This is a genomic window from Streptomyces sp. NPDC085460 (assembly GCF_044541975.1).
Taxonomy (GTDB): domain Bacteria; phylum Actinomycetota; class Actinomycetes; order Streptomycetales; family Streptomycetaceae; genus Streptomyces.
This window is the reverse complement of sequence record NZ_JBITTO010000004.1, coordinates 249,468-271,703: the sequence shown is the minus strand read 5'-3', so window position 1 is coordinate 271,703 and position 22,236 is coordinate 249,468. Positions and strand designations below refer to the sequence as shown.

Below are 22,236 nucleotides of genomic sequence, written 5' to 3'. Positions count from 1 at the left end.
GCCGCTTGAGCCGTCGCACCCCGCGCGCCCTCGTCGGAGGCGCGCCCCAGGAGACCTTCACCTTCCGCTTCGACGGGCGGGAGATCCCGGCCGCCGCCGGGCAGACCGTCGCCGCGGCCCTCTGGGGCGCGGGGATCCTCGCCTGGCGCACCACCCGGCACGGCGGTGAGCCCCGTGGCGCCTTCTGCGGGATCGGCCAGTGCTTCGACTGTCTCGTCACCGTCGACGGCGCCCCGAACCGCCGGGCCTGCCTCGTCCCCGCCCGCCCCGGCGGTCTCGTCACCAGCCAGGAGGGAACCGGCCATGACGACCTCGCCGTGTGACCCCCGGCCCGAGCCCGCGGACCTCGCCGTCGTCGGCGCCGGGCCCGCCGGCCTCGCCGCCGCCGTCACCGCCGCCGCGCTCGGCCGCACCGTCATCCTCCTCGACGCCGGCTCCCGCCCCGGAGGCCAGTACTACCGCCACCCCGACCCCGCCCTCGGGGCCGTCCGGCCCCAGGCCCTGCACCACGACTGGGCGGCCTTCGCGGACCGCGAGGCCGAGCTGCGGGCGCACGAACGGGCGGGCCGCGTGCAGTATCTGGCGGACCATCAGGTCTGGGGCGTGACCGGCTCCGGAACCGACTGGACCGTCCACGCCCGGACCGACTCCGCCGCCGAGCCCGTACGCGCCCGCGCGGTGCTGCTCGCCACCGGGGCGTACGAACGCCAGCTGCCCTTCCCCGGCTGGACCTTGCCCGGGGTCGTCGGCGCCGGCGGAGCGCAGGCCATGCTCAAGAGCGGGCTCGTGCTGCCCGGCCGCCGTGTCGTGGTCGCGGGCAGCGGTCCGCTGCTGCTCGCCGTCGCCGCCTCGCTGGCCGCCGCGGGCGCGCGGGTCCCCGCCGTCGTCGAGGCCGCCGGGTACGCCGGGTACGCCCGCCACACCGGCACCCTGCTGCGCAACCCCGCCAAGCTCGCCGAAGGCGCCCTCTACGGCGGGGCGCTGCTCCGCCACCAGGTACGCCCGCTGCTCCGGCACGCCGTCGTCGAGGCGCACGGCACCGACCGGGTCGAGGCGGTCACCGTGGCCCGGCTCGACCACGCGTGGCGGCCCGTGCCCGGCACCGGGCGCCGCGTCCCCTGTGACGCGCTCGCCGTCGGCCACGGCCTGGTCCCCGAGCTCTCCCTCGCCACCGCGCTCGGCTGCGCCACCCGCACGGCCGCCGACGGCACCGTCGCCCTCGTCCTCACCCCCGGGCTGCGCACGTCGGTGCCGGGCGTCTGGGCGGCGGGGGAGACGGGCGGTGTCGGCGGGGCGCAACTCGCCCTGACCGAGGGCGAGATCGCCGCCCACTCGATCGCCGGGCGGGCCGTTCCCGCCGCCCTGGCGCGGCGCCGCGCGCGGCTGCGGGCCTTCGCCGACGCCATGGGCGCCGCCCACCGGCCGGGACCCGGCTGGACCGGCTGGCTCCGCGAGGAGACCGCGGTCTGCCGCTGCGAGGAGGTGCCCGCGGGGCGCGTCCGCGAGGCGGTGGAGGAGCTGGGCGCGACCGACGCGCGCACGGTGAAGCTGCTGACCCGGGCCGGGATGGGCTGGTGCCAGGGCCGGATGTGCGGTCCGGCCGTCGCCGCGCTCGCCGGCGGCGGACCGACCCCCGACCGGCGTCCCCTGGCCTGCCCGGTCCGCCTCGGCGAACTCGCCGGGCTCCCCGTCGACCAGGGCCCGTCCGGCTGATCCGCCGGACACGCCCTGGACCCCTCCGGTGGCGACCGCACTCTTGTGGCCGCCGCACACCCCCTAGTAAAATGTCACACACTACAAAGGAGCTCTCACGATGACCGACACCCGCACCCGCCCCTGGCACGGCATCATGGTCGCCACCACCCTCCCGCTGCGCGACGACCTCTCCGTCGACCTCGACGCCTACGCCGACCACGTCCGCTGGCTCCTCGCCCACGGCTGCGACGGCGTCGTGCCCAACGGCTCGCTCGGCGAGTACCAGACCCTCACCGACGACGAGCGCGCCGCCGTCGTCCGCACCGCCGTCGAGGCCGCCGGCGACGGCTCCCGCGTCATGCCCGGCGTCGCCGCCTACGGCTCCGCCGAGTCCCGCCGCTGGGCCGAACAGGCCGCCGAGGCCGGCGCGGGATCCGTCCTCCTCCTGCCGCCGAACGCCTACCGCGCCGACGAGGAAGCGGTCCGCGCCCACTACGCCGAGGTCGCCCGCGCGGGGCTGCCGATCGTCGCCTACAACAACCCCATCGACACCAAGGTCGACCTCACCCCGGCCCTCCTCGCCCGGCTCCACGCCGACGGGCACATCGTCGCCGTCAAGGAGTTCAGCGGCGACGTCCGCCGCGCCTACGAGATCGCCGAACTCGCCCCCGGACTCGACCTCCTCATCGGCGCCGACGACGTCCTCCTGGAGCTGGCCGTCGCGGGCGCCGTCGGCTGGATCGCCGGCTACCCCAACGCCCTCCCCGAGTCCGCCGCCACCCTCTACCGCGCCGCCGTCGCCGGCGACCTCAGCACCGCGCTCCCGCTCTACAAGGCGCTGCACAGCCTCTACCGCTGGGACTCCAAGACCGAGTTCGTCCAGGCCATCAAGCTCTCGATGGACCTCGCCGGACGCCCCGGCGGACCCACCCGCCCGCCGCGCCTCCCGCTCACCGGCGCTGTCGAGACCGCCGTCCGCGCCGCCACCGAGAAGGTCCTGGCCGAGGGCCTCCGCTAGATCCAGGGGGAAGACCAGCCCATGCGCACCCGACACGTCTACCACGCGGTGGACTCCCACACCGAGGGCATGCCCACCCGGGTGATCACCGGCGGAGTGGGGGTGATCCCCGGCGCCACCATGGCCGAGAAGCGGCTCCACTTCATCGAGCACCGCGACTCCCTGCGCACCCTGCTCATGTACGAGCCGCGCGGCCACGCCGCCATGAGCGGCGCGATCCTCCAGCCCCCGACCCGGCCCGACGCCGACTACGGAGTCCTCTTCGTCGAGGTCTCCGGACTGCTCCCGATGTGCGGCCACGGCACCATCGGCGTCGCCACCGTCCTCGTCGAGACCGGCATGGTGCCGGTCACCGAACCCGTCACCACCGTCCGCCTCGACACCCCGGCCGGCCTCGTCACCGCCGCCGTCCGCGTCGAGGACGGCGCCGCCCGCTCCGTCACCCTCACCAACGTCCCCGCCTTCGCCGTCGGTCTCGACCTCAAGGCCGACGTCCCCGGCCACGGCACCGTCACCTACGACCTCGCCTACGGCGGCAACTTCTACGCCTTCGTGGAACTCGACGCCCTCGGCCTCCCCTTCGACCGCGCCCACAAGCAGGAACTGCTCACCGCGGGGCTGGCGATCATGGACGCCATCAACGCGAGCGACGACCGGCCCGTCCACCCCGAGGACCCGGCCGTCGCCGGAGTCAAGCACGTCTACCTCGCCGCCCCCGGCTCCGACGCCACCCGCTCCCGGCACGCCATGGCCATCCACCCCGGCTGGTTCGACCGCTCCCCGTGCGGCACCGGCACCAGCGCCCGCATGGCCCAGCTGCACGCCCGCGGCCTGCTCGCCCTGGACACCGACTTCGTCAACGAGTCCTTCATCGGCACCGAGTTCACCGGCCGGCTCGTCGCCGGGACCACCGTCGGCGGCCGGCCCGCCGTCGTCCCCACCGTCACCGGACGGGCCTGGATCACCGGCACCGCCCAGTACTTCCTCGACCCCACCGACCCCTTCCCCGCCGGATTCCTGCTGTGACCGCGCTCCCCGCGGACGGGATCCGCGTCACCGACTCGGACGGTATCCGCGTCACCGACTACCACACCGCGGGCGAACCCTTCCGGATCGTCGCCGAAGGACTCCCGCCCGCCCCCGGAGACACCGTCGCCGAGCGGTGCGCCACCGCCATCGGCTCCGGCGGCTCCGGCACCGCCCCCCGCCCCGGCCCCCTGGACGCGTTGCGCCGCCTCCTGGTCCAGGAGCCGCGCGGGCACGCCGGCATGTACGGCGGCTTCGTCGTCCCGCCCGACGACGACGGCGCCCACCTCGGCGTCCTCTTCTGGCACAAGGACGGCTTCTCCACCGCCTGCGGCCACGGCACCATCGCCCTCGCCGCCTGGGCCGTCGACACCGGACGCGTCCCCGCCGGCGCCGGCGACCGGGACGTGCCCGTCCGGGTGGACGTGCCCTCCGGGCGGGTCACCGCCACGGTGCACCGGTCCGGCGGCCGCACCACCGGCGTCACCTTCCGCAACGTGCCCGCCCGGGTCACCGCCCGCAAGGTCCCCGTCGCCACCGGCCTCGGCATCGTCGAGGTCGACCTCGCCCACGCCGGCGCCTGCTACGCCTCCGTCTCCGCCCGCGACCTCGGTCTCACCGTGGACAGGGCGACCCTGCCCGAACTCACCCGGGTGGGACGGGAGATCCGCACCGCGCTCGCCGGACACCCCGCCACCTGGCACCCCGAAGGGCCGCTGCTGTCCGGCGTCTACGGCGTCATCCTGTACGAGGAGCTGCCCGACACCGCCGAGGGGCCGCGCCAGCGGAACGTCACGGTCTTCGCCGACGGCCAGGTCGACCGCTCCCCGTGCGGCTCCGGCACCTCCGCCCGGCTCGCCCTCCTCACCGACGAGGGCCTGCTGAAGGAGGGCCAGGTCCTCACCCACGAGTCGATCGCCGGCACCGTCTTCACCGGCCGCGCGGTCCCCGGCGGCGACCCGGCCACCGGGCTCGTCACCGAGGTCACCGGCACCGCCCACCGCACCGGCGAGGCGCGCTTCACCCTGGACCCGGACGACACCCTCGGCGCGGGGTTCCTCCTGTGACCGCGCTTCCGTACCTTGACGGCGGCGCCGTCGCCCGGGCCCTCACCCCGGCGGCGGCCGTCGAGGCGCTCGCCGGCGTCCTGCGGGACGGCCTCGACCCCGAGACCTGCCCGCCCCGCTCCGCCGTCCCCGTCCCGGCCGGCGAGCTGCTCCTCATGCCCGCCGCCGCGGGGAGCTGGGCCGGGGTCAAGATCGCCGGGGTGGCGCCCGGCAACGCGGCCCTCGGACTGCCCCGCATCACCGGCGCCTACCTCCTGCTCGACGGCGCCACCCTGAGGCCCCGCGCCCTGCTCGACGGCGCCGCGCTCACCGCGCTGCGCACCCCGGCCGTCTCCGCCCTGGCGGTCCGCCACCTCACCTCGGGGGAGCGGCCGCTGCGGGTGGTCGTGTTCGGGTCGGGGCCCCAGGCGTACGGGCACGTCGACGCGCTCCTCGCGGTGCGGAAGCTCGCCTCCGTCACCGTCGTCGGCCGCGACCCCGGGCGGGCCGAGGGGCTCGCCGCGTACGCCCGGGCGGCCGGCGTCCCCGAGGCCCGCGCCGGCACCGCCGCCGAGGTGGCCGGGGCGGACCTGGTGGTCTGCTGCACCACCGCGCGCGAACCTCTGTTCGACGGGCGCCGGGTGGCGCCGGGGACGGTGGTCGTCGCGGTCGGCTCGCACGAACCGGACGCCCGTGAGACCGACACCGCCCTGGTCCGCCGCTCCGAGGTGTGGGTCGAGGCGCGGACGGCGGCCCTGCGGGAGGCCGGTGACCTGCTGGTCCCCGAGGCGGAGGGGGCGATCGGCCCCGGCCATGTCACCGGCACCCTCGCCGATCTCGTCCGGGGCCCTCGGCTGCCCGCCCCGGGACCCGCTCCCCGCCTCTTCAAGAGCGTGGGCATGGCCTGGCAGGATCTCGCCGTGGCCGTCGCGGTCCACCGGGCGGCCACCGCCTGAGAAACGTGACATTGTACGCTGGGCGCCTGCGGATTCTCGGAGGATACGGCGTGGGTGACCTGAAGCAGCACAGTCTCATCAAGGCCCAGGAGCGGCTTCGCGACCAGGTGGGCCACGCGCTGCGCGCGGCTCTCACCGCCGGCGAGCTGAAGCCCGGGACCGTCTACTCGGCCCCGGGCCTCGCGGCCGAGCTCGGGGTGTCGGCCACCCCGGTGCGCGAGGCCATGCTCGACCTCGCCCGCGAGGGCCTGGTCGAGCCGGTGCGCAACAAGGGCTTCCGTATCACCGAGGTCAGCGAGCGCGAGCTCGACCAGTGCACCGAGCTGCGCATGCTCATCGAGGTGCCGACGGTCGGCCGGGTCACCGAGACCGCGACGACCGAGGAGCTGGAGGCGCTGCGTCCGCTGGCCGAGGAGATCGTCGTCAACGCCCGCGAGCACAACCTCATCGGCTACCTGGAGGCCGACCGGCAGTTCCACCTCACCCTGCTCGGCCTGTGCGGCAACGACCGGCTGGTGGAGACCGTGGGGGACCTGCGCAAGCGGTCCCGGCTCTACGGGCTGACCGGCCTCGACGAGGCGGGCAAGCTGGTCTCCTCCGCCGAGGAGCACGTCGAACTGCTCGACCTCATGATCGCCCGTGACCGGGCGGGCGCCGAGGCGTGCATGATGCGCCACCTCGGCCATGTGCGCTCGCTCTGGGCCGAGGCCCGGGACGAGCCGGTCGAGCCGGCGACGGGCGCCCTCCGCCCCGTACGCAAGGGCTGACCGGTACCGAGAACGCGGCGCGCCGCACTCCCGGCGGGGAGTGCGGCGCGCCGTTTCGCGTGGCGGGGGCGGGGATCAGACCGCCGGGGCCGGGAAGGTCGGGTACTCGACGCCCGAGACGTGCTGGACGACGCGGATGACCTGGCAGGAGTAGCCGAACTCGTTGTCGTACCACAGGTACAGGATCGCGTTGTCGCCGTCGACCTTGGTCGCGCCGGCGTCCACGATGGAGGCGTGGCGCGAGCCCACGAAGTCCATCGAGACGGCGTCGGGAGCCGTGGTGAAGTCGATCTGGCGCTTCAGCGGCGAGTGCAGCGAGACGTCGCGCAGGTACTCCAGGACCTCGTCGCGGGTGGTCTCGCGGCCCAGGCGCAGGCTGAGGATGGCGATCGAGACGTCCGGGACGGGGACGCGGATCGAGCTGCCCGTGATCGGGGCCTTGAGCTCCGGCAGCGCCTTGGCGACGGCCGAGGCGGCGCCGGTCTCGGTGATCACCATGTTGAGCGGCGCGGAACGGCCGCGGCGGTCGGCCTTGTGGTAGTTGTCCAGCAGGTTCTGGTCGTTCGTGAACGAGTGGACGGTCTCCACGTGACCGCGCAGCACGCCGTACTCGTCGTCCATCGCCTTGAGCGGCGGGACGATGGCGTTGGTGGTGCAGGAGGCGCAGGACAGGATCTTCTCGTCCGGCTTGATCGTGTCGTGGTTGACGCCGTGCACGATGTTCGGCACGTCACCCTTGCCGGGCGCGGTCAGGACGACCTTGTCGATGCCGGGGCGCAGGTGCTTGGAGAGGCCCTCGCGGTCCCGCCACTTGCCGGTGTTGTCGATCAGGATGGCGTTCTCGATGCCGTACGCCGTGTAGTCGACCTCGGAGGGGTCGTTGGCGTAGATGACCTTGATCGTGTTGCCGTTGGCGACGATGGTGCTGTTCGCCTCGTCGACCGTGATCGTGCCCTGGAACTGGCCGTGGATCGAGTCCCGGCGCAGCAGGGAGGCGCGCTTGACGAGGTCGGCCTCGCCGCCGCCGCGCACGACGATGGCGCGCAGGCGCAGGCCGTTGCCCGAACCGGCCTTCTCGATGAGGAGGCGGGCGACCAGGCGGCCGATGCGGCCGAAGCCGTAGAGGACGACGTCCCGGCCGTCACGGCGCTCGATCTTGTTCGCCCCCGTGGCGCCGGCGACGGCCTCCGCGGTGAACTCGGCGACCGTCAGGCCGCGCGAGTCGGCCTTGTACTCGGCGGCGAGCATGCCGATGTCGATCTGCGAGGGGCCGAGGTCGAGGGTGGTGAGCGTCTGCAGGAAAGGCAGCGTCTCGGTGACCGAGAGCTCCTCGCCGGCGATCTGGCGGGCGAAGCGGTGCGTCTTGAGGATGCTGACGACCGACTTGTTCACCAGGGAGCGGCTGTGAACGAGGACGGTGACGTCCTGCTCACGGTGCAGCTTCCCGATGATCGGGATCATCGACTCCGCGATCTCCTCACGGTTCTTCCAGCTGGTGAACGAGTCATCATTGACAGTCACAAGATTTATCTTTCGAGCTAGACGGCGCTCATATGGTAACCCGCTGCTCCTCGCCCCCCACAAGGGGGCCCGAACGTCTGTCCGCGAGCTCACACCCGGGGGTGAGGGTCAGGCGAAGCGGTCGGCGACGAGCCGCCGCAGCTCGGCCGCCGACGCGGGCGCGAGCCGGTAGATCCCCTGGAGGCTGTTCGAGCGGAGCAGCCGCCCGTCCTCCACGTACTTCAGGGTCCGCTCGCCCCGGCGGGCGGTGAAGGTCAGCCGCTCCAGGAGGTCGCCGGGCACCACCGTGTCGAAGGAGAGCGGGGAGCCCGGCGGGCCGATCAGCACCTCCGACACGAAGCCGGTCTTGAGCCGCCGCCAGTACAGGAGCTTCGCGTAGTCGTCGTCGTGCAGCTCCGCCCCCGCCTCCTCGTGCGTCAGGACGCGGGACACCTCCATCGCCCCGAGGACATGGAGCCGGGTGCGGTGCGCCCGCACCGGGTACACGGTGTCGCCGGGCCGCACCCCGGCCCGCAGGAAGCTGGGCTGCGAGCCGAAGGGCCCGCCGAAGAGGATCGTCAGCCGCAGGCCCTCCTCCCCGGAGCGCTTCAGTTCCCGGCAGAGGGCGTCGGTCCACAGCGTCGTATAGGAGTTCGCCACGGCAGCACCGTAGGGCCCGGCACCGACACCCGGACTCAGGCGAACGCGTACGCCCGGAACGCCTCGCGGACCCGCGCCAGCGGAGCCGGGTCCCGCGTCACGTACAGCCGGTTGGTCAGCAGGACCGCCCAGCGGGCGCGGGCGGGGGAGACCCACATCGCCGTGCCGGTGAACCCGAAGTGGGCCCACACGTCGTCGCCGGGTCCGGTGCCCGGCGCCGGGTGCCAGAGCAGCCCGCGCGGCGGGACGAGCGCGCCCGTGCCGACGCGCAGGGACGCGGCCGTCCAGGCGGCCGAGAAGGTGCCGGGGGGCGGGGCGAGGACCCCGCGCAGGAAGCGGCCGGTGTCGCCGGCCGTGGTGAAGACGCCGGCGATCCCGCAGGCCCCGCCGAGGAGCCGGGCGGAGAAGTCATGGACCGTGCCCTTCAGATGACGGCCGGTCTCCTCGTCGTACTCCGTGGGCGCGCAGCGCGCCGCCGCCTCCGCGGGCAGCGGACTCCAGTGGGTCTCGCGCATCCCGAGCGGCCCCCAGACCCGCTCCCGCGCGAGCTCGGCCAGCGGCCGGCCGGTCAGGTGCTCGGCCAGCCAGCCGAGGACGAGCGCCGCCCGGTCGGTGTACGCCACGGCCGCGCCCGGCGGATGCCGCAGCGGCTCGGCGAGGACCCCGTCCCTGACGTCCTGCGGGTCGGAGCCGTACAGGAAGCGCAGATTGGCCCGCAGCGGCATCCCCGCCGTGTGGGTGAGCAGCTGGTACGCGGTCACCGAGCCGACCGGGCGTCCGGCCGCCGCCGGCCAGGAGGAGCCGAGCGGCTCCGACAGGTCCAGCTTCCCGGCGTCGACCAGCGTGCCCGTCACCGCCCAGACCGTCAGGATCTTGGTGAGGCTCGCCACGTCGAAGAGGGTGTCCGGACGGACCGGCTCCTCCGGCCGCGCCGGGTCGAGGACCCCGACCGCGCCCGCCGAACGGGTGCCGCACCGGTCGCCGACCGCCCACACGGCCCCCGGGCACACGCCGCCCTGGACCGCCCCGGCCAGCAGCCGGGCGAACGGGGGAACCTCGGTGCGCTCCGCCACGGCACGCCTCCCACGGGGGTCGGCGCGGCCCGGTCCGGCCGCACCCAGGCATGCATGCCCCGACGGCCCGAGGAGGACACCCTTCCGCGTCCGCCGGTCAGTCCTTGCAGACGACCTCGTCGCGCGGGGTGTAGTGGGTCTTGAAGGTCTGCCGCTTCACTTCCTCGCCGCCGTTCTTGAAGACCCGGTCGACCGCGATGTCGAAGCCCTCCAGCGGCGCCTGCGGCACGCACTTCTCGCCGGTGGCCTCGCGCTTCTTCGGCTCGGTGACGTTGGTCCGCGGCCCGGCCACCGCCTCCACCGAGTCGTACTTCTTCGTCCCGTAGAAGGTGATGGTCACCGAGGAGTCGGTGGCGCTCGCGGCGATGTAGATCGGCTTGCCGGAGTCGTTGCGGAACTTCTGGTCCAGGCTGCCCCAGGCCACGGTCGCCTCGCGTCCCGCCGGGTAGCGCTCGATGTAGAAGGAGTGGGCGCCGTACTCGACCGGCTGGACGCCCGCGAAGAAGACCGCGTTGAAGACGGTGGTCGCCACCGCGGAGACACCGCCGCCCGGGGCCTCTTGGTAGCGGCCGTCGAGGATCATCGTCCCGTCGACGAAACCGTTCTCCTCGGTGCGCTCGCCCACCGTCTCGTTGAAGCTCCACACCTCGCCCGGCTGTACAAGCGAGCCGTTGATCAGCTCGGCGGCCCGGCCGATGTTGGTCGTCCGGTAGGGGGCCGTCGGGAAGTTCACGGTGAAGCTCGACATCTGCTCCTTGATGCCGAGCGAGTCGAGGGTGGCGCTGCTCACCTGCGGCTGGGTGACCTTGGTGGCCACGGCGGCGGTACGGGCCGCCTCGCCGGTACGGGTGAGGAGCGGGTCCACCGCGGCGCCGAGCGCCCGCTCGGTCACCTCGCGGCCCGGCTTGCCCTCCTTCACAACGACGACCTTCCCGTCCCGCACGCCCAGGGTGCCCTCCACCGGAGCGCCCGTCATGGCGGCGAGCGGGCGGGCCACGTCCGGGTCGCGCAGCAGCGCGGCGGAGTCGAGGGAGCCGCTCAGCCGGCCGTTCTCGTTCTTCACGGTCAGGTGGTCGCCCAGGGTCTCCGGGGAGATCCGCAGCCGCTGCTCGCCCACGGTCAGCGTCACCGGGCCCGAGACGGCGGGCTTCGCGTACGCGTCGAGGAAGCGGGTCAGCTCGGACGCGGCCAGCTTCGGCTGGGTCACCGAGACCGGCAGGGTCACGGCGGCGGCGCCGGGGGCCGCCGGGTAGGCGGCGCGCAGGGCCTCGGCGGCCTTGGCGGTGTCGAGCTTCTGGCCGGCGACCGGCCGGGTGGAGACCGCCTCGCCGTCCTTGAAGGAGACCGCGCCCTCCGTGACGGTCCGGTCGTTCTCCTGCGCGAGCGCGGCGACGGCGGCACCGGTCTTCGCCGCGTCGTGGGCGAGGACCGGCTCGATCTCGCGGTCGCCGGAGGAGAAGAGCCGGCCGATGACGGTGAACGGGTCCCGGGACGGATCGGCGGCCCGCTCGGCCGTCGCCTCCGCGTCCACGGTCAGCCCGGCCTCGGCCGGGCTGACGTTCTCCGTGCGCTCGCCGACCTTCACCGCGATCGGCGCCGTCCACGCCGCCGGAGCCTGCGCCCGAAGCCGCTCGGCGGCCTCCGCCTTGCTCAGCCCGCCGATGTCCACACCGCCGGCCCGGGTGCCGGCGGATATGTCGTCGCCGGTCGTCACCAGACCGGCCACGTACAGCCCGCCCGCCGCGACGGCCACCACGCCCGCGGCGATCGCGGCCGTCCGCCACCGTGGGCGGCCCGCGGCGGCGGGCGTCGGGGCATGGTCGGTCCTGGGGCGGGGCACACGCTCTCCCGGGGCGTCGGGGACAAGGGGATCCCCACGACCGTACGCCGAAAGAGTGTCAAATGCACATAAAGCACGGTTGACCTGCGGAGATACCCCCCGAAACCGCACCGCCACAGACGGTGCGCGCCCTCGGGGCCGACCCGCCGGAAGCCGCCCGCCCGCCTGATAGGTTCGCCGCACAGCACGGGCGGGCGGCGTCCCGGGGCCGAGGGGAGAAGCGGCGCATGGCGGTGAGCGGGCGGCAGACCGGCAGGCCCACCCTGGAGGAGGTCGCGGCCCGTGCCGGAGTCGGCCGCGGCACGGTCTCCCGGGTCATCAACGGCTCGCCCAAGGTGAGCGAACAGGCCAAGGCGGCCGTCGAGAAGGCCGTCGCCGAACTCGGCTACGTCCCCAACCGGGCCGCCCGCGCCCTCGCCGGCAGCCGCACCGACGCCGTCGCCCTCGTCGTCCCCGAGACCGAGGCCCGGCTCTTCGCTGAACCGTACTTCCTCGACATCATCCGCGGCGTCAGCAGCGAACTCGCCGCCGCCGACAAACAGTTGCTGCTCACCCTGATTCGCAGCGACCAGGAGCGGCAGCGCTTCGAGCAGTACCTCGCCGCCCAGCGCGTCGACGGCGTGCTCCTCGTCTCCGTGCACGCCGACGACCCGCTGCCCGACCAGGTCCGCGCCCTCGGCCTGCCCGCCGTGCTCAACGGCCGCCGCCGCGAGGACGAGCCCGTCGCCTTCGTCGACTCCGACAACACCGGCGCCGGCCGCACCGCCGTCGCCCACCTCGCCGCCGGCGGCCGCACCCGCGTCGCCACCATCACCGGCCCCCTCGACATGTACGGCGCCCGCTGCCGCCTCGACGGCTACCGCGAGGGCCTGGCCGAAGCCGGCCTCGCCGCCGACGACGCCCTCGTCGCCACCGGCGACTTCACCGAGGAGGGCGGCCGCCGCGCCATGCGCGAACTCCTCGACCGCGCCCCCGACCTGGACGCCGTCTTCGCCGCCTCCGACGTGATGGCGGCCGGCGCCCGCGCCGTGCTCCGCGAGGCCGGCCGCCGGGTCCCCGACGACGTCGCCCTCGTCGGCGTCGACGACTCCGCCGTCGCCCGCCTCATGGACCCGCCGCTCACCAGCGTCCGCCAGCCCATCGAGGAGATGGGCCGCACCATGGCCCAGCTCCTCCTGGCCGAGATCGCCGGCCCGAGCGAGCCCGACGACCAGCCCCGCCGCATGCTCCCCACCGAACTCGTCGTCCGCGCCTCCTCCTGACACCCCTCCCGGCCCGCCCGCGGCCGAATTCCGCCCCCGCGAGTCGTTCGGACGATCCCAGCGGGCGCCCCGGCCACGCCTGGGTTCGAATCGGGGCATGGCTTCCTACGACAGGCGAATAGGCGGCTCCCCGAAGCCGCGCAGAGCCGGTGACACCTGGTGGTACGCCGCCGTGGCGGGCGAGGCCGCGGACTCCTTCAGCACCCGGGTCCGCACCCGGACCCGGCGCGCCTGCCTCGGGGCCGTCCTGCTGCTCACCCTCGTCTACGCGGGCCTCGTGCTGACCGCGACCGGCCGCCGCTGGGGCGACGCCGCCGTCACCGGCCGCCGCGCCGACACCCGCGTCGCCGCCTTCCTGCGCGACCACCCCTCGCTGGACGGGGCCGTCACGCTCTCCCTCGTCCTCGCCTGCCTCCTCCTCGTCGGGATCGGCGTCCTGCGCAGGCGGCACGCGCTCACCGGCGCCGCCGCCGGGGCCGTCGCCGTCTCGCTCGCCGTCACCGGCCTGCTCCAGCTGTACGCCCCCCGCCCCCGGCTCGCCGCAGGAGCGGGGGCGCTCGCCCCCAGCGGCTTCCCCAGCGCCACCGCCACCCTCGCCTTCGGCGTCGCCTTCGCCCTGCCCCTGGTGGTGCCCCGCCGCTCCCGGGAGCTCGTCACCGGCGCCGCCACCCTCTGGGCCGTCGCCGTCGGCGCGTACTCCGTCGCCGACGGCGACCACCGCCCCGGCGACGTCATCGCCGCCGCCCTGCTCGCCCTCGCCGTCCAGTGCGGCCTGATCGCCCTCGTCGCCCGCCGCGGCAAGGTCCGCCCCGGCACCCGGCGCGGCACCACCGCCCGCGGACTCCCGGCCACCCTGACCCTCGCCCTGATCGCCGCCGGCGGCCTCGCGGCCGGATTCCTGCTGCTCGGCGACACCCTCGGACTGCCCGCCAGCGCCCCGTACGACCCCGCCGAACTCCGCCTCGCCCACCGCTGCGGCCAGGCCCTCGCCGCCGGAGTCGGCGCCGCCTGCGGCCTCGCCCTGCTCCTCCTCGTCCGCCACGTCGAGCTGGACGGCGGACCCGCCTCGTACCGGCTCGGCGGGCCCTTCGTGGAGGACTCCGGAGCCCCCGACCAAGGCGAGCTCGTGGGGCCCTTTACGGAGAACCACGATCACGAGATATCTTGATGTCGAGCAATCTCGCATACGCAGACGTGGAGCGGAGCACCTGGTGACTGACTCGACCATCATCTACACCCACACCGACGAGGCGCCTGCCCTGGCGACGTACTCGTTCCTGCCCGTGATCCAGGCGTATGCCTCCACGGCCGGCGTCACGGTCGAGACGCGTGACATCTCGCTCGCGGGCCGCATCATCGCGAGCTTCCCCGAGTTCCTGGAGGAGGGCCAGCGCATCAACGACGCCCTCGCCGAGCTCGGCGAACTGGCCAAGACCCCCGAGGCCAACATCATCAAGCTGCCGAACATCTCGGCCTCGATCCCGCAGCTGAAGGCCGCGGTCGCCGAGCTCCAGGCGCAGGGCTACGCCCTCCCGGACTACCCGGACGACCCGAAGACGGACCAGGACAAGGACGTCCGCGCCCGCTACGACAAGGTCAAGGGCTCGGCCGTGAACCCGGTCCTGCGCGAGGGCAACTCGGACCGCCGCGCCCCCGGCTCGGTCAAGAACTACGCCAAGAACCACCCCCACCGCATGGGCGCCTGGACCTCCGAGTCCAAGACCGAGGTCGCCACCATGGGGCAGAACGACTTCCGGTCCACCGAGAAGTCCACCGTGATCGCCGAGGCCGGCAGCCTCCGCATCGAGCACGTGGCCGCCGACGGCACCACCACCGTGCTGCGCGAGTCCGTACCGGTCCTCGCCGGCGAGGTCGTCGACGCCTCCGTGATGCGCGCCGCCGCCCTGCGCACCTTCCTCTCGGAGCAGGTCGCCCGCGCCAAGGCCGAGGACGTCCTCTTCTCCGTGCACCTCAAGGCCACGATGATGAAGGTCTCCGACCCGATCGTCTTCGGCCACGTCGTGCGCGCCTTCTTCCCGAAGACCTTCGCGCAGTACGGCGAGGTCCTCGCGGGCGCCGGCCTCTCCGCCAACGACGGCCTCGGCACCGTCCTCAAGGGCCTCGACGCCCTCCCGAACGGCGCCGAGATCAAGGCGTCCTTCGACGCCGAGATCGCCGAGGGCCCGGCCCTCGCGATGGTCGACTCCGACAAGGGCATCACCAACCTGCACGTGCCGTCCGACGTCATCGTCGACGCCTCGATGCCGGCCATGATCCGCACCTCCGGCCACATGTGGGGCCCGGACGGCCAGGAGGCCGACACCCTCGCCGTCCTCCCGGACAGCTCCTACGCCGGCGTCTACCAGGCCGTCATCGAGGACTGCAAGGCCCACGGCGCCTTCGACCCGTCGACCATGGGCTCCGTCCCGAACGTCGGCCTCATGGCGCAGAAGGCCGAGGAGTACGGCTCCCACGACAAGACCTTCGAGATCGGCGCCGCCGGCACCGTCCGCCTCGTCGACGCCTCGGGCGCCACGGTCCTGGAGCAGGAGGTCGCCGAGGGCGACATCTTCCGCGCCTGCCAGACCAAGGACCTCCCGATCCAGGACTGGGTCAAGCTCGCCGTCACCCGCGCCCGCGCCACCGGCGACCCGGCCGTCTTCTGGCTCGACGCCGAGCGCGCCCACGACGCCCGGCTCATCGCCAAGGTCGAGCAGTACCTGCCGGAGCACGACACCGAGGGCCTGGAGATCAAGATCCTCTCCCCGGTCGAGGCGACGAAGTTCTCCCTGGAGCGCATCCGCCGCGGCGAGAACACCATCTCCGTCACCGGCAACGTCCTGCGCGACTACCTGACCGACCTCTTCCCCATCCTGGAGCTGGGCACCAGCGCCAAGATGCTGTCGGTCGTCCCGCTCATGGCGGGCGGCGGCCTCTTCGAGACCGGCGCCGGCGGCTCCGCCCCGAAGCACGTCCAGCAGCTCGTCAAGGAGAACTACCTCCGCTGGGACTCCCTCGGCGAGTTCTTCGCGCTGGCCGCCTCCTTCGAGCACCTGGCCACCACCACGGGCAACGCCCGCGCCCAGGTCCTCGCGGACACCCTGGACCGCGCCACCGGCACCTTCCTCAACGAGGACAAGTCGCCGACCCGTCGCCTCGGCGGCATCGACAACCGCGGCAGCCACTTCTACCTGTCCCTGTACTGGGCCCAGGAGCTCGCCGCGCAGACCGACGACGCCGAGCTCGCCAAGGCGTTCGCCCCGCTCGCCGAGACCCTCGCGGCGAACGAGCGGAAGATCGTCGACGAGCTGAACGCCGTCCAGGGCTCCCCGGCCGAGATCGGCGGCTACTTCCAGCCCGACCCGGCCAAGGCCGCGGCCGTGATGCGCCCGTCCGCCACCTTCAACGAGGCCGTCGCCGCCCTCGCCTGATCCGGCGGCCGACGCGGAACCGCCCCGGCCGGAACGATTCCGGCCGGGGCTGTCCCGTCGGTGGCGCGTAGGCCATCCGGGTGTGACCCTGGAGGGCATGAGCTGGGCATCTTGGACGACCGCCGGTGTCTACACCGGGCGTGGTGGGGTGCTGACCGTCGAGGGCGGAATCGTCACGGGCGACCTGACCGTGCACACGACCTTCGTCGACGGTGAGGCACGTGTGGCCGTGCAGTACAGCGGCGCCTCCGACTGGTTCACCATGTCGGGCAGTCCCGTCCCCTGCTCCTCGGAGGAGGAGAGCCGAGAACTCCACGACGCCGTCGTGGAAGCCGTCCGGGAGGGCCACGGGGCCACGGTCCCACGCCTGCCGCACCCGACCGGCTAGCGCCCCGGTCCGCCGGCCGGCCGTCACGGCGGCCACCGGCCGGACCCCCGAGCGAAAAAAGTGTTATCCCTACCCGGCCCCTCGGGTCTCCACCAGGACGGGGACGCGGACCGGGGACAAGGGAGCACCATCCATGCACAGCGACGAGCAGCGCACCACCGCCCTGGTGGAGGCGGCGCGCGCGGGCGATCCGCACGCCAGGGACGAACTGGTACGCGCCTGCCTGCCGCTCGTCCACAACGTGGTGGGGCGCGCCCTCGACGGGCACGCCGACACCGACGACGTCGTCCAGGAGACCCTGGTCCGCGCCCTCGACGGGCTGCCCGCGCTGCGGGACCCGGCCCGCTTCCGGTCCTGGCTCGTCGCCATCGCCATGAACGGCGTCCGCCGCCGCTGGCGGGAACGCTGGCAGGCACCCGTCCCCGGCCTCGACCGGGCCGTCGACCTCGCCGACCCGGCCGGCGACTTCACCGACCTCACCATCCTCCGCCTCGGCCTCACCGGACAGCGCCGCGACGTCGCCCGGGCCACCCGCTGGCTCGACGGGGACGACCGCGAACTCCTCTCGCTGTGGTGGCTGGAGGCCGCCGGCGAACTCACCCGCGCCGAACTCGCCGAGGCCCTCGCCCTCGACCCGGCCCACGCCGCCGTCCGCGTCCAGCGGATGAAGGAGCGCCTGGAGACCGGCCGGGCCGTCGTCGGAGCCCTCGACGCCCGCCCCCGCTGCCCCGGCCTCGAAACCGTCCTCACCGCGTGGGACGGCCGGCCGTCCCCGCTGTGGCGCAAGCGGCTCGCCCGCCACCTGCGCGAGTGCCGCACCTGCGCGACCGGCCGCGCCCGCCGCGGCCTCGCCCCCGTCGAGGGCCTGCTGGTCGGCATCGGCCTGGTCCCGCCCGTCACCGCAGCCCTCCTCGACGCCGGAACGCACCCGGCGTACGCGGCGGAACCGGCCGGTACGGCGGAACCCCTGGCCGCGGCCGAACCGACGGGCCTGGTCGAGCCGTCGGGGGCGGCCGAGGTGACGGGCCTGGCCGAGTCGTCGGGGGCGGGCGAGGTGATGGGCGCTGTCGACGCGACGGGCGCTGTCGACGCGACGGGCCCGGCCGGTGCGACAGCGGGGCAGCCGGCCCTGCCCGACCCGCAGGCCCTGCCCGGCGCGCCGGCCACGGGCGGATCCGGCGGGCACGCCGCCCCCTACTGGACCCTCGGGCGCCGGGCGGGAACGGCCGGTGTCGCCGCCGTCGCCGTGCTCGGCGTGCTCGTGCTGACCCTCCCCGAAGCGAGCGACCCCCGCCCCACGCCGCCCCCGCCGGCCGCCGCACCCCCCGTGACCACCCCGCCGCCCACACCCGAGCCCGCGCCGAGCACCACCACCCCGGCCGCCACCCGCCCCGCGCCCACCCGCACGCCCACCACCGCGCCCCCGACCCCGACCCGAACCACCCCACCGCCCCCGGCCGACCCGGGCGAGCGGGTGACGGAGCTGGTCAACCGGCTGCGGGCGGAGGCGGGATGCGGACCGCTGCGCACCGACGCCCGGCTGACGGCCGCCGCCCGCGCCTACGCCCAGGACATGACGGCCCGCGGCTATTACGGGCACGCCAGCCCCGAGGGCGAGTTCGCGGACAGCCGCATGACCGAGGCCGGCTACGACTGGTCGGCCTGGGCGGAGAACCTGGCCCAGGGCCAGCGGGACCCCGCGACCGTCGTGGAGAGCTGGCGGGACGACGCCGGCCACGAGCGCAACCTGCTCGACTGCTCCTACCGCGACACCGGCGTGGCGGCGGTGCCCGGCCCTGACGGCACGGTCTGGGTGCAGAAGCTGGCCGCGCCCGCGAACTGAGCGGACGTCAGCCCTCGGTCCCGAAGTCCTGTACCCACCACGGCCCGTCGGCGGTCAGGGCGACACCGACCCCGATGTCACGGAAGCCGCAGTTGACGATGTTCGCCCGGTGGGCCGGGCTCTCCAACCAGCCGTCCATGGCCAGTTCCGGGGTCTTGGGCCCCTTGTGGATGTTCTCGCCCCACGCCGACCAGGTGTAGCCGGAGGCCGTGATCCGGTCGCCGCCGTCGCGCCCCTCCGGGCTGGCGTGGGCGTAGTAGTCGCGGGCGGCCATGTCGTCGGCGTGCGCCTGGGCGGCCTTGGCGAGCCGCGCCTCGGTCCGCAGCGGGTCGCAGCCGGCCCGGTCCCGTTCGGCGTTGGCCAGCGCGACGACGTCCTGGACGTAGCGGGACGCGCGGGCCGGCGCGCTGACCGGGGCGGCGACGACGGATCCCGTCTGCGGGGCGAGCCCGCCGTCCGGCCTGCCGGCGCCGTCGCCCGGGAACGCGGCCGGGTCGAGGCGGGCCTTGGCGCGGGCGCCGGGCGAGGCGGGGGCCGGAGTGGGAAGGGCGGGGGGCCGGACCCCGGGCGCGGAGGGCCCGGCCGCGCGGGGAGCGGGGGAGGAGGGCGGGGTGGCCGCGTACAGACCGAGAAGGACGGTGACGGCGGCGGCGGTCGTGCCCGCGGCGAGGACGGCCGCCGGGAAGGACGGGCGGCGGAGCACGCGGTGGAGCGCGCGGCGGCGGGCCGGCCCGCCGCGGCGGTGACGGCCGGAGGCGGGGGAGGGGGCGGGGGCGGGGGCCGAGGGGGCGGAGGCGGGGACGCCGGGCTCGTCGGCGTCGTGGGTGTCCTGGGTCTCCGGGGCGTCGGGGGCGTCGGGGGCGTCGGGGGCGTCGGGCGAGGGGGTGCGGGACGCGGGCGTGCCGGGCGTCGGGGCGCCGGGTGGGGGCGTGTCGGGGCGGGTGTGTCCGAGAGGGGCGGACGGGTCGGGGCGGGGGTGTCCGAGGGGGGTGGACGGGTCGGGGCGGGGGTGGGCGCGGGGGTCGGAAGGGTCGGGGTCGTCGTACCGCATGGGGCTCCGCTCTCTCGCCTGCGTCGCCCTCCGGTCCGGTGGCCCGCCGTTCGGGCCACCGGGGCGACGGGGTCAAGGCTTTCCGTGCTCCGCCGCCCCGACACCCCACGTCAACCCGGCGGGTCAACTCCGTGAGTCAACCCGCCGCACCGACTTGACGCGCTCGCCGGACGCGTACCCGCTCAGCCGCCCTGCGGGATCACCGCCACCGGGCACGGCGCCAGATGGAGCGCCGCGTGCGCCACCGAGCCGATCCGCTGCCCGAGCGCCCCGCGCTTCGCCCGGCGGCCCACCACCAGGAGCTGCGCCGCGCCGGAGGTGGTGAGCAGGACCTGGCCGGCGCTGCCGAGTTCGACGTGCTCGGTCACCGGCACGTACGGGTACCGCTCGCGCCACGGCGCCAGCGCCTCGCGGAGCGCCTTCTCCTCGAAGGGCACGAGGCCGCCGGCGTCGTCGGCGAGCCGCAGCGACGTCGGGCTGTACGCGAAGAGCGGCGGCAGGCTCCAGGCCCGCACCGCGCGGATGGCGGCGCCCCGGGCGGCCGCGGTCTCGAAGGCGAACCGCAGGACCGCCTCGCTGTCCTCCGGGCCGCCCTGCTGGCCCACCAGGATCTCCCCGGTGGGCGGTTCGGCGGCCCGGTCGTCGCGGGCGCGCACGGCGACCACCGGGCGGGTCGCGGCGGCGATGACCTGCTGCCCGTACGAGCCGAGCAGGAAGCCGGCCACCGCGCCGTGTCCGCGCGAGCCGATGACCAGCATCTCGGCGTCGTCGATCGTGCCGAGCAGCGCGGAGACCGGTGTGTCGGCCAGCACCTCGGAGGCGACCGGCACCTCCGGGTGCCGTTCCGCGATCTCCGCCTCCGCCGCGCGGACCACCTCCTCGGCGGCCCGCTCCTGCGACGCGCGGTCCTGGACGAGCGGCAGGTCGAGCGGTTCCCACCGCCAGGCGTGCGCGAGCCGCAGCGGAACGCCCCGGTGCCGCGCCTCGCGCGCGGCCCAGTCGGCGGCGGCCAGGCTCTCCGGCGAACCGTCCACCCCGGCCACGATCTCCCGGCCCGCTCGGGACTCCCGCGCCTCGCCGGTGCCTGCTCCGGTCTCGTGGGCCTCGCGACTCATCTGACGTCCTCCCTGGTCGTGGCGGCGGGCCCGGCCCGGCGGCCGGCCCGTGCTCTCCCTCCAGCTTGGGCCCATGGGCCGTTCCGGATGAGGGTCGGAGGTCCCGACATGCCGGTCCGTCCGTCCCAGGGCCCAGCCCCCCCCGCCCGACCTGGTGCGGGGCTCGCTCAGGCGCTGCGGGCCAGGCGGGCGTGGGTGCCGTTGAGGTAGTGGTCGCCGATGTCGCGGAGCCGGTGGGAGGGGCGGGTGCGGGCCGTGAGGGCACGGGCGTTGCGCCAGAAGCGGTCGAAGCCGGGGCCGCCGCCCCCGGCGCCCGGCGCGGCCGGCGGGGCGCCGTCGACGAGTTCCAGGATCCGGCTGGTCAGCCGGACCGCCGCCCGGCCGGTGACGGTCTCGGCGGCGGCGACGAGGACCGCGAGGTCGGCGCGTTCCTCGACGCCGAGGGACCAGCCGGCGCGCAGTCCGCCGGCGAGGGCGTCGGTGGCGCGTTCGGCGACGGCGGCCGCGGTGTGCGCGGCGGTCGCCAGCTCCCCGTAAGAGAGCAGCAGGTACGGGTCGTCCCCCTGGTCCGGGAGGGCGTGGGCGCGCACGCCGTCCTCGGGTGCGCGGCCGTGCTCGGGGGCGGCCGACCGGTTCACGTCGCGGGCCTCGGCGAGCGCGCCCTCCGCGATGCCGAGCGCCACGTGCACGAGGAGCAGCCGGAGCACCAGCGGCGCGAGCGTGGTGAACGGCGCCACGGTGTGCTCGTCGGCCGGGAGGCGGCCGAGCACCCGGGCCCGGGGGACGGGCACGTGGTCGAAGGAGACCGTGCCGGCGCCGGTCAGCCGCTGCCCGACCCGGTCGGCCGCGGCCTCGGCGGACACGCCCGGGTGGGCCGGGTCCACCAGGACCACCAGCAGATCGCCGGTGCCGGCCGGGCGGGCGGCGACCACGAGCCGGTCGGCGACGGTCACGGCGGAGTCGAAGGCGCGCCGGCCGTCGAGCAGCCAGCCGCCCCGGTCGACCCGGGTGAGGGTGAGGCCGGAGGCCGTGGCGGCACCGGCTGCGGCAGCGCTCGCCGCGCCGGGCGGCACGGGCTCGGTCGCCCCGGCGAGGAGCCACCCCTCGGCCGCCGTACGGGCGTCGAGGCGCGGGAAGGTTCCGGCGGCCCGGCCGCCGGGGCCGGCGAGGAAGCGGCTCGTCCAGGACAGGGCGTAGTGGTGGGCCAGGAGTTCGCCGACCGAACTGTCGGCGGCGGACAGCTCCCGTACGGCGGAACACGCGGTACGCAGATCGGCGCCGTGTCCGCCGGAGAGCGCCGGGTCGGCGGCGGTGAGGAAGGCGGGGAGCCCGGCCTCCTGGAGTCGTTCGACCTCGTCGAGGGGGGTCTCGCCGGCCCGGTCGCGGGCGTGCGCGTCGACGGCCAGATCGTCGGCGAGCTCCCGGACGACCCGCCGCCAGAGCGTGTCGTCCCTCGGCGCCGTCTGCTGCGTGCTCATCCCACCCCACCTGCTTCCCCGTCGCTTCAACGGCACAGCGGCATGCCGCCGATGTAATCCCACTGGATCACTAGGGATAGTGGCAGA

At 75.2% G+C, this 22,236-nt stretch carries 19 protein-coding genes; 12 read left to right on the top strand and 7 right to left on the bottom strand.

The window, feature by feature from the left end:
- Positions 1 to 5 precede the first annotated feature (5 nt).
- The 7 genes from ACIGHB_RS12300 to ACIGHB_RS12270 all read left to right on the top strand — a co-directional run bounded on the left by ACIGHB_RS12300 (position 6) and on the right by ACIGHB_RS12270 (position 6,508).
- Positions 6 to 323: a (2Fe-2S)-binding protein gene (locus ACIGHB_RS12300; protein ID WP_360321427.1), complete on the top strand. Its 318-nt coding sequence runs from the start codon at positions 6 to 8 to the stop codon at positions 321 to 323.
- Positions 304 to 1,713 (top strand): NAD(P)/FAD-dependent oxidoreductase, encoded by a 1,410-nt coding sequence (locus ACIGHB_RS12295; RefSeq protein ID WP_399912136.1) that lies wholly within the window; start codon positions 304 to 306, stop codon positions 1,711 to 1,713. Before ACIGHB_RS12300 ends, ACIGHB_RS12295 begins: the two co-directional genes overlap by 20 nt.
- Positions 1,714 to 1,813: 100 nt before the next feature.
- Positions 1,814 to 2,713, top strand: coding sequence for a dihydrodipicolinate synthase family protein (locus tag ACIGHB_RS12290; protein ID WP_360321421.1), 900 nt, complete (start codon positions 1,814 to 1,816; stop codon positions 2,711 to 2,713).
- A 21-nt stretch (positions 2,714 to 2,734) separates the two neighbouring features.
- Entirely contained in the window at positions 2,735 to 3,739 is a 1,005-nt protein-coding gene (locus ACIGHB_RS12285; protein WP_399912133.1) for a proline racemase family protein, read from the top strand.
- Entirely contained in the window at positions 3,736 to 4,806 is a 1,071-nt protein-coding gene (locus ACIGHB_RS12280) for a proline racemase family protein (RefSeq protein ID WP_399912130.1), read from the top strand. Before ACIGHB_RS12285 ends, ACIGHB_RS12280 begins: the two co-directional genes overlap by 4 nt.
- A complete protein-coding gene (locus ACIGHB_RS12275) occupies positions 4,803 to 5,741 on the top strand; it encodes an ornithine cyclodeaminase family protein (RefSeq protein ID WP_399912127.1) in 939 nt (312 codons plus the stop codon). Before ACIGHB_RS12280 ends, ACIGHB_RS12275 begins: the two co-directional genes overlap by 4 nt.
- 50 nt (positions 5,742 to 5,791) lie before the next feature.
- Positions 5,792 to 6,508 (top strand): GntR family transcriptional regulator, encoded by a 717-nt coding sequence (locus tag ACIGHB_RS12270; RefSeq protein ID WP_399912125.1) that lies wholly within the window; start codon positions 5,792 to 5,794, stop codon positions 6,506 to 6,508.
- Positions 6,509 to 6,583: 75 nt separating this feature from the next.
- On the opposite strand, the gene ACIGHB_RS12265 is transcribed toward ACIGHB_RS12270, so the two are convergent.
- From ACIGHB_RS12265 to ACIGHB_RS12250, 4 genes are all read right to left on the bottom strand, one after another.
- Complete coding sequence (locus ACIGHB_RS12265; RefSeq protein ID WP_360320297.1) at positions 6,584 to 8,029, bottom strand: glyceraldehyde-3-phosphate dehydrogenase; 1,446 nt, start codon at positions 8,027 to 8,029, stop codon at positions 6,584 to 6,586.
- 108 nt (positions 8,030 to 8,137) lie between these two features.
- Positions 8,138 to 8,668, bottom strand: a complete 531-nt coding sequence (locus tag ACIGHB_RS12260; protein WP_399912120.1) for a hypothetical protein — start codon at positions 8,666 to 8,668, stop codon at positions 8,138 to 8,140.
- A 35-nt stretch (positions 8,669 to 8,703) separates the two neighbouring features.
- Entirely contained in the window at positions 8,704 to 9,741 is a 1,038-nt protein-coding gene (locus ACIGHB_RS12255) for a serine hydrolase domain-containing protein (RefSeq protein WP_399912117.1), read from the bottom strand.
- Positions 9,742 to 9,838: 97 nt separating this feature from the next.
- Entirely contained in the window at positions 9,839 to 11,581 is a 1,743-nt protein-coding gene (locus ACIGHB_RS12250; protein ID WP_399912114.1) for a VanW family protein, read from the bottom strand.
- A 227-nt stretch (positions 11,582 to 11,808) separates the two neighbouring features.
- On the opposite strand from ACIGHB_RS12250, the gene ACIGHB_RS12245 reads away from it, so the two are divergent.
- The 5 genes from ACIGHB_RS12245 (at position 11,809) to ACIGHB_RS12225 (ending at position 18,505) form a co-directional block, all read left to right on the top strand.
- On the top strand, positions 11,809 to 12,843 hold the full coding sequence (locus tag ACIGHB_RS12245; protein ID WP_360320309.1) for a LacI family DNA-binding transcriptional regulator: 1,035 nt from the start codon (positions 11,809 to 11,811) through the stop codon (positions 12,841 to 12,843).
- Between the two features lie 97 nt (positions 12,844 to 12,940).
- Entirely contained in the window at positions 12,941 to 14,011 is a 1,071-nt protein-coding gene (locus ACIGHB_RS12240) for a phosphatase PAP2 family protein (RefSeq protein ID WP_399912109.1), read from the top strand.
- Positions 14,012 to 14,054: 43 nt separating this feature from the next.
- The gene (locus ACIGHB_RS12235) at positions 14,055 to 16,274 is read left to right on the top strand and encodes an NADP-dependent isocitrate dehydrogenase (protein ID WP_399912105.1); all 2,220 of its coding nucleotides are present in this window, start codon (positions 14,055 to 14,057) and stop codon (positions 16,272 to 16,274) included.
- Positions 16,275 to 16,371: 97 nt separating this feature from the next.
- Positions 16,372 to 16,662: a hypothetical protein gene (locus ACIGHB_RS12230; protein WP_360320318.1), complete on the top strand. Its 291-nt coding sequence runs from the start codon at positions 16,372 to 16,374 to the stop codon at positions 16,660 to 16,662.
- A gap of 133 nt (positions 16,663 to 16,795) precedes the next feature.
- Positions 16,796 to 18,505: a sigma-70 family RNA polymerase sigma factor gene (locus ACIGHB_RS12225; RefSeq protein WP_399912102.1), complete on the top strand. Its 1,710-nt coding sequence runs from the start codon at positions 16,796 to 16,798 to the stop codon at positions 18,503 to 18,505.
- A gap of 7 nt (positions 18,506 to 18,512) precedes the next feature.
- Here the strand turns inward: ACIGHB_RS12225 and ACIGHB_RS12220 are convergent, their stop codons facing one another.
- The 3 genes from ACIGHB_RS12220 to ACIGHB_RS12210 form a co-directional block, all read right to left on the bottom strand.
- Positions 18,513 to 19,556 carry a CAP domain-containing protein gene (locus ACIGHB_RS12220; RefSeq protein ID WP_399912099.1) on the bottom strand — a complete coding sequence of 348 codons (1,044 nt, stop codon included), beginning with the start codon at positions 19,554 to 19,556 and terminating at the stop codon, positions 18,513 to 18,515.
- Positions 19,557 to 19,738: 182 nt separating this feature from the next.
- Positions 19,739 to 20,671 (bottom strand): universal stress protein, encoded by a 933-nt coding sequence (locus ACIGHB_RS12215; protein ID WP_399912096.1) that lies wholly within the window; start codon positions 20,669 to 20,671, stop codon positions 19,739 to 19,741.
- 167 nt (positions 20,672 to 20,838) lie between these two features.
- On the bottom strand, positions 20,839 to 22,149 hold the full coding sequence (locus ACIGHB_RS12210) for an acyl-CoA dehydrogenase family protein (RefSeq protein ID WP_399912093.1): 1,311 nt from the start codon (positions 22,147 to 22,149) through the stop codon (positions 20,839 to 20,841).
- Positions 22,150 to 22,236: the final 87 nt, after the last annotated feature.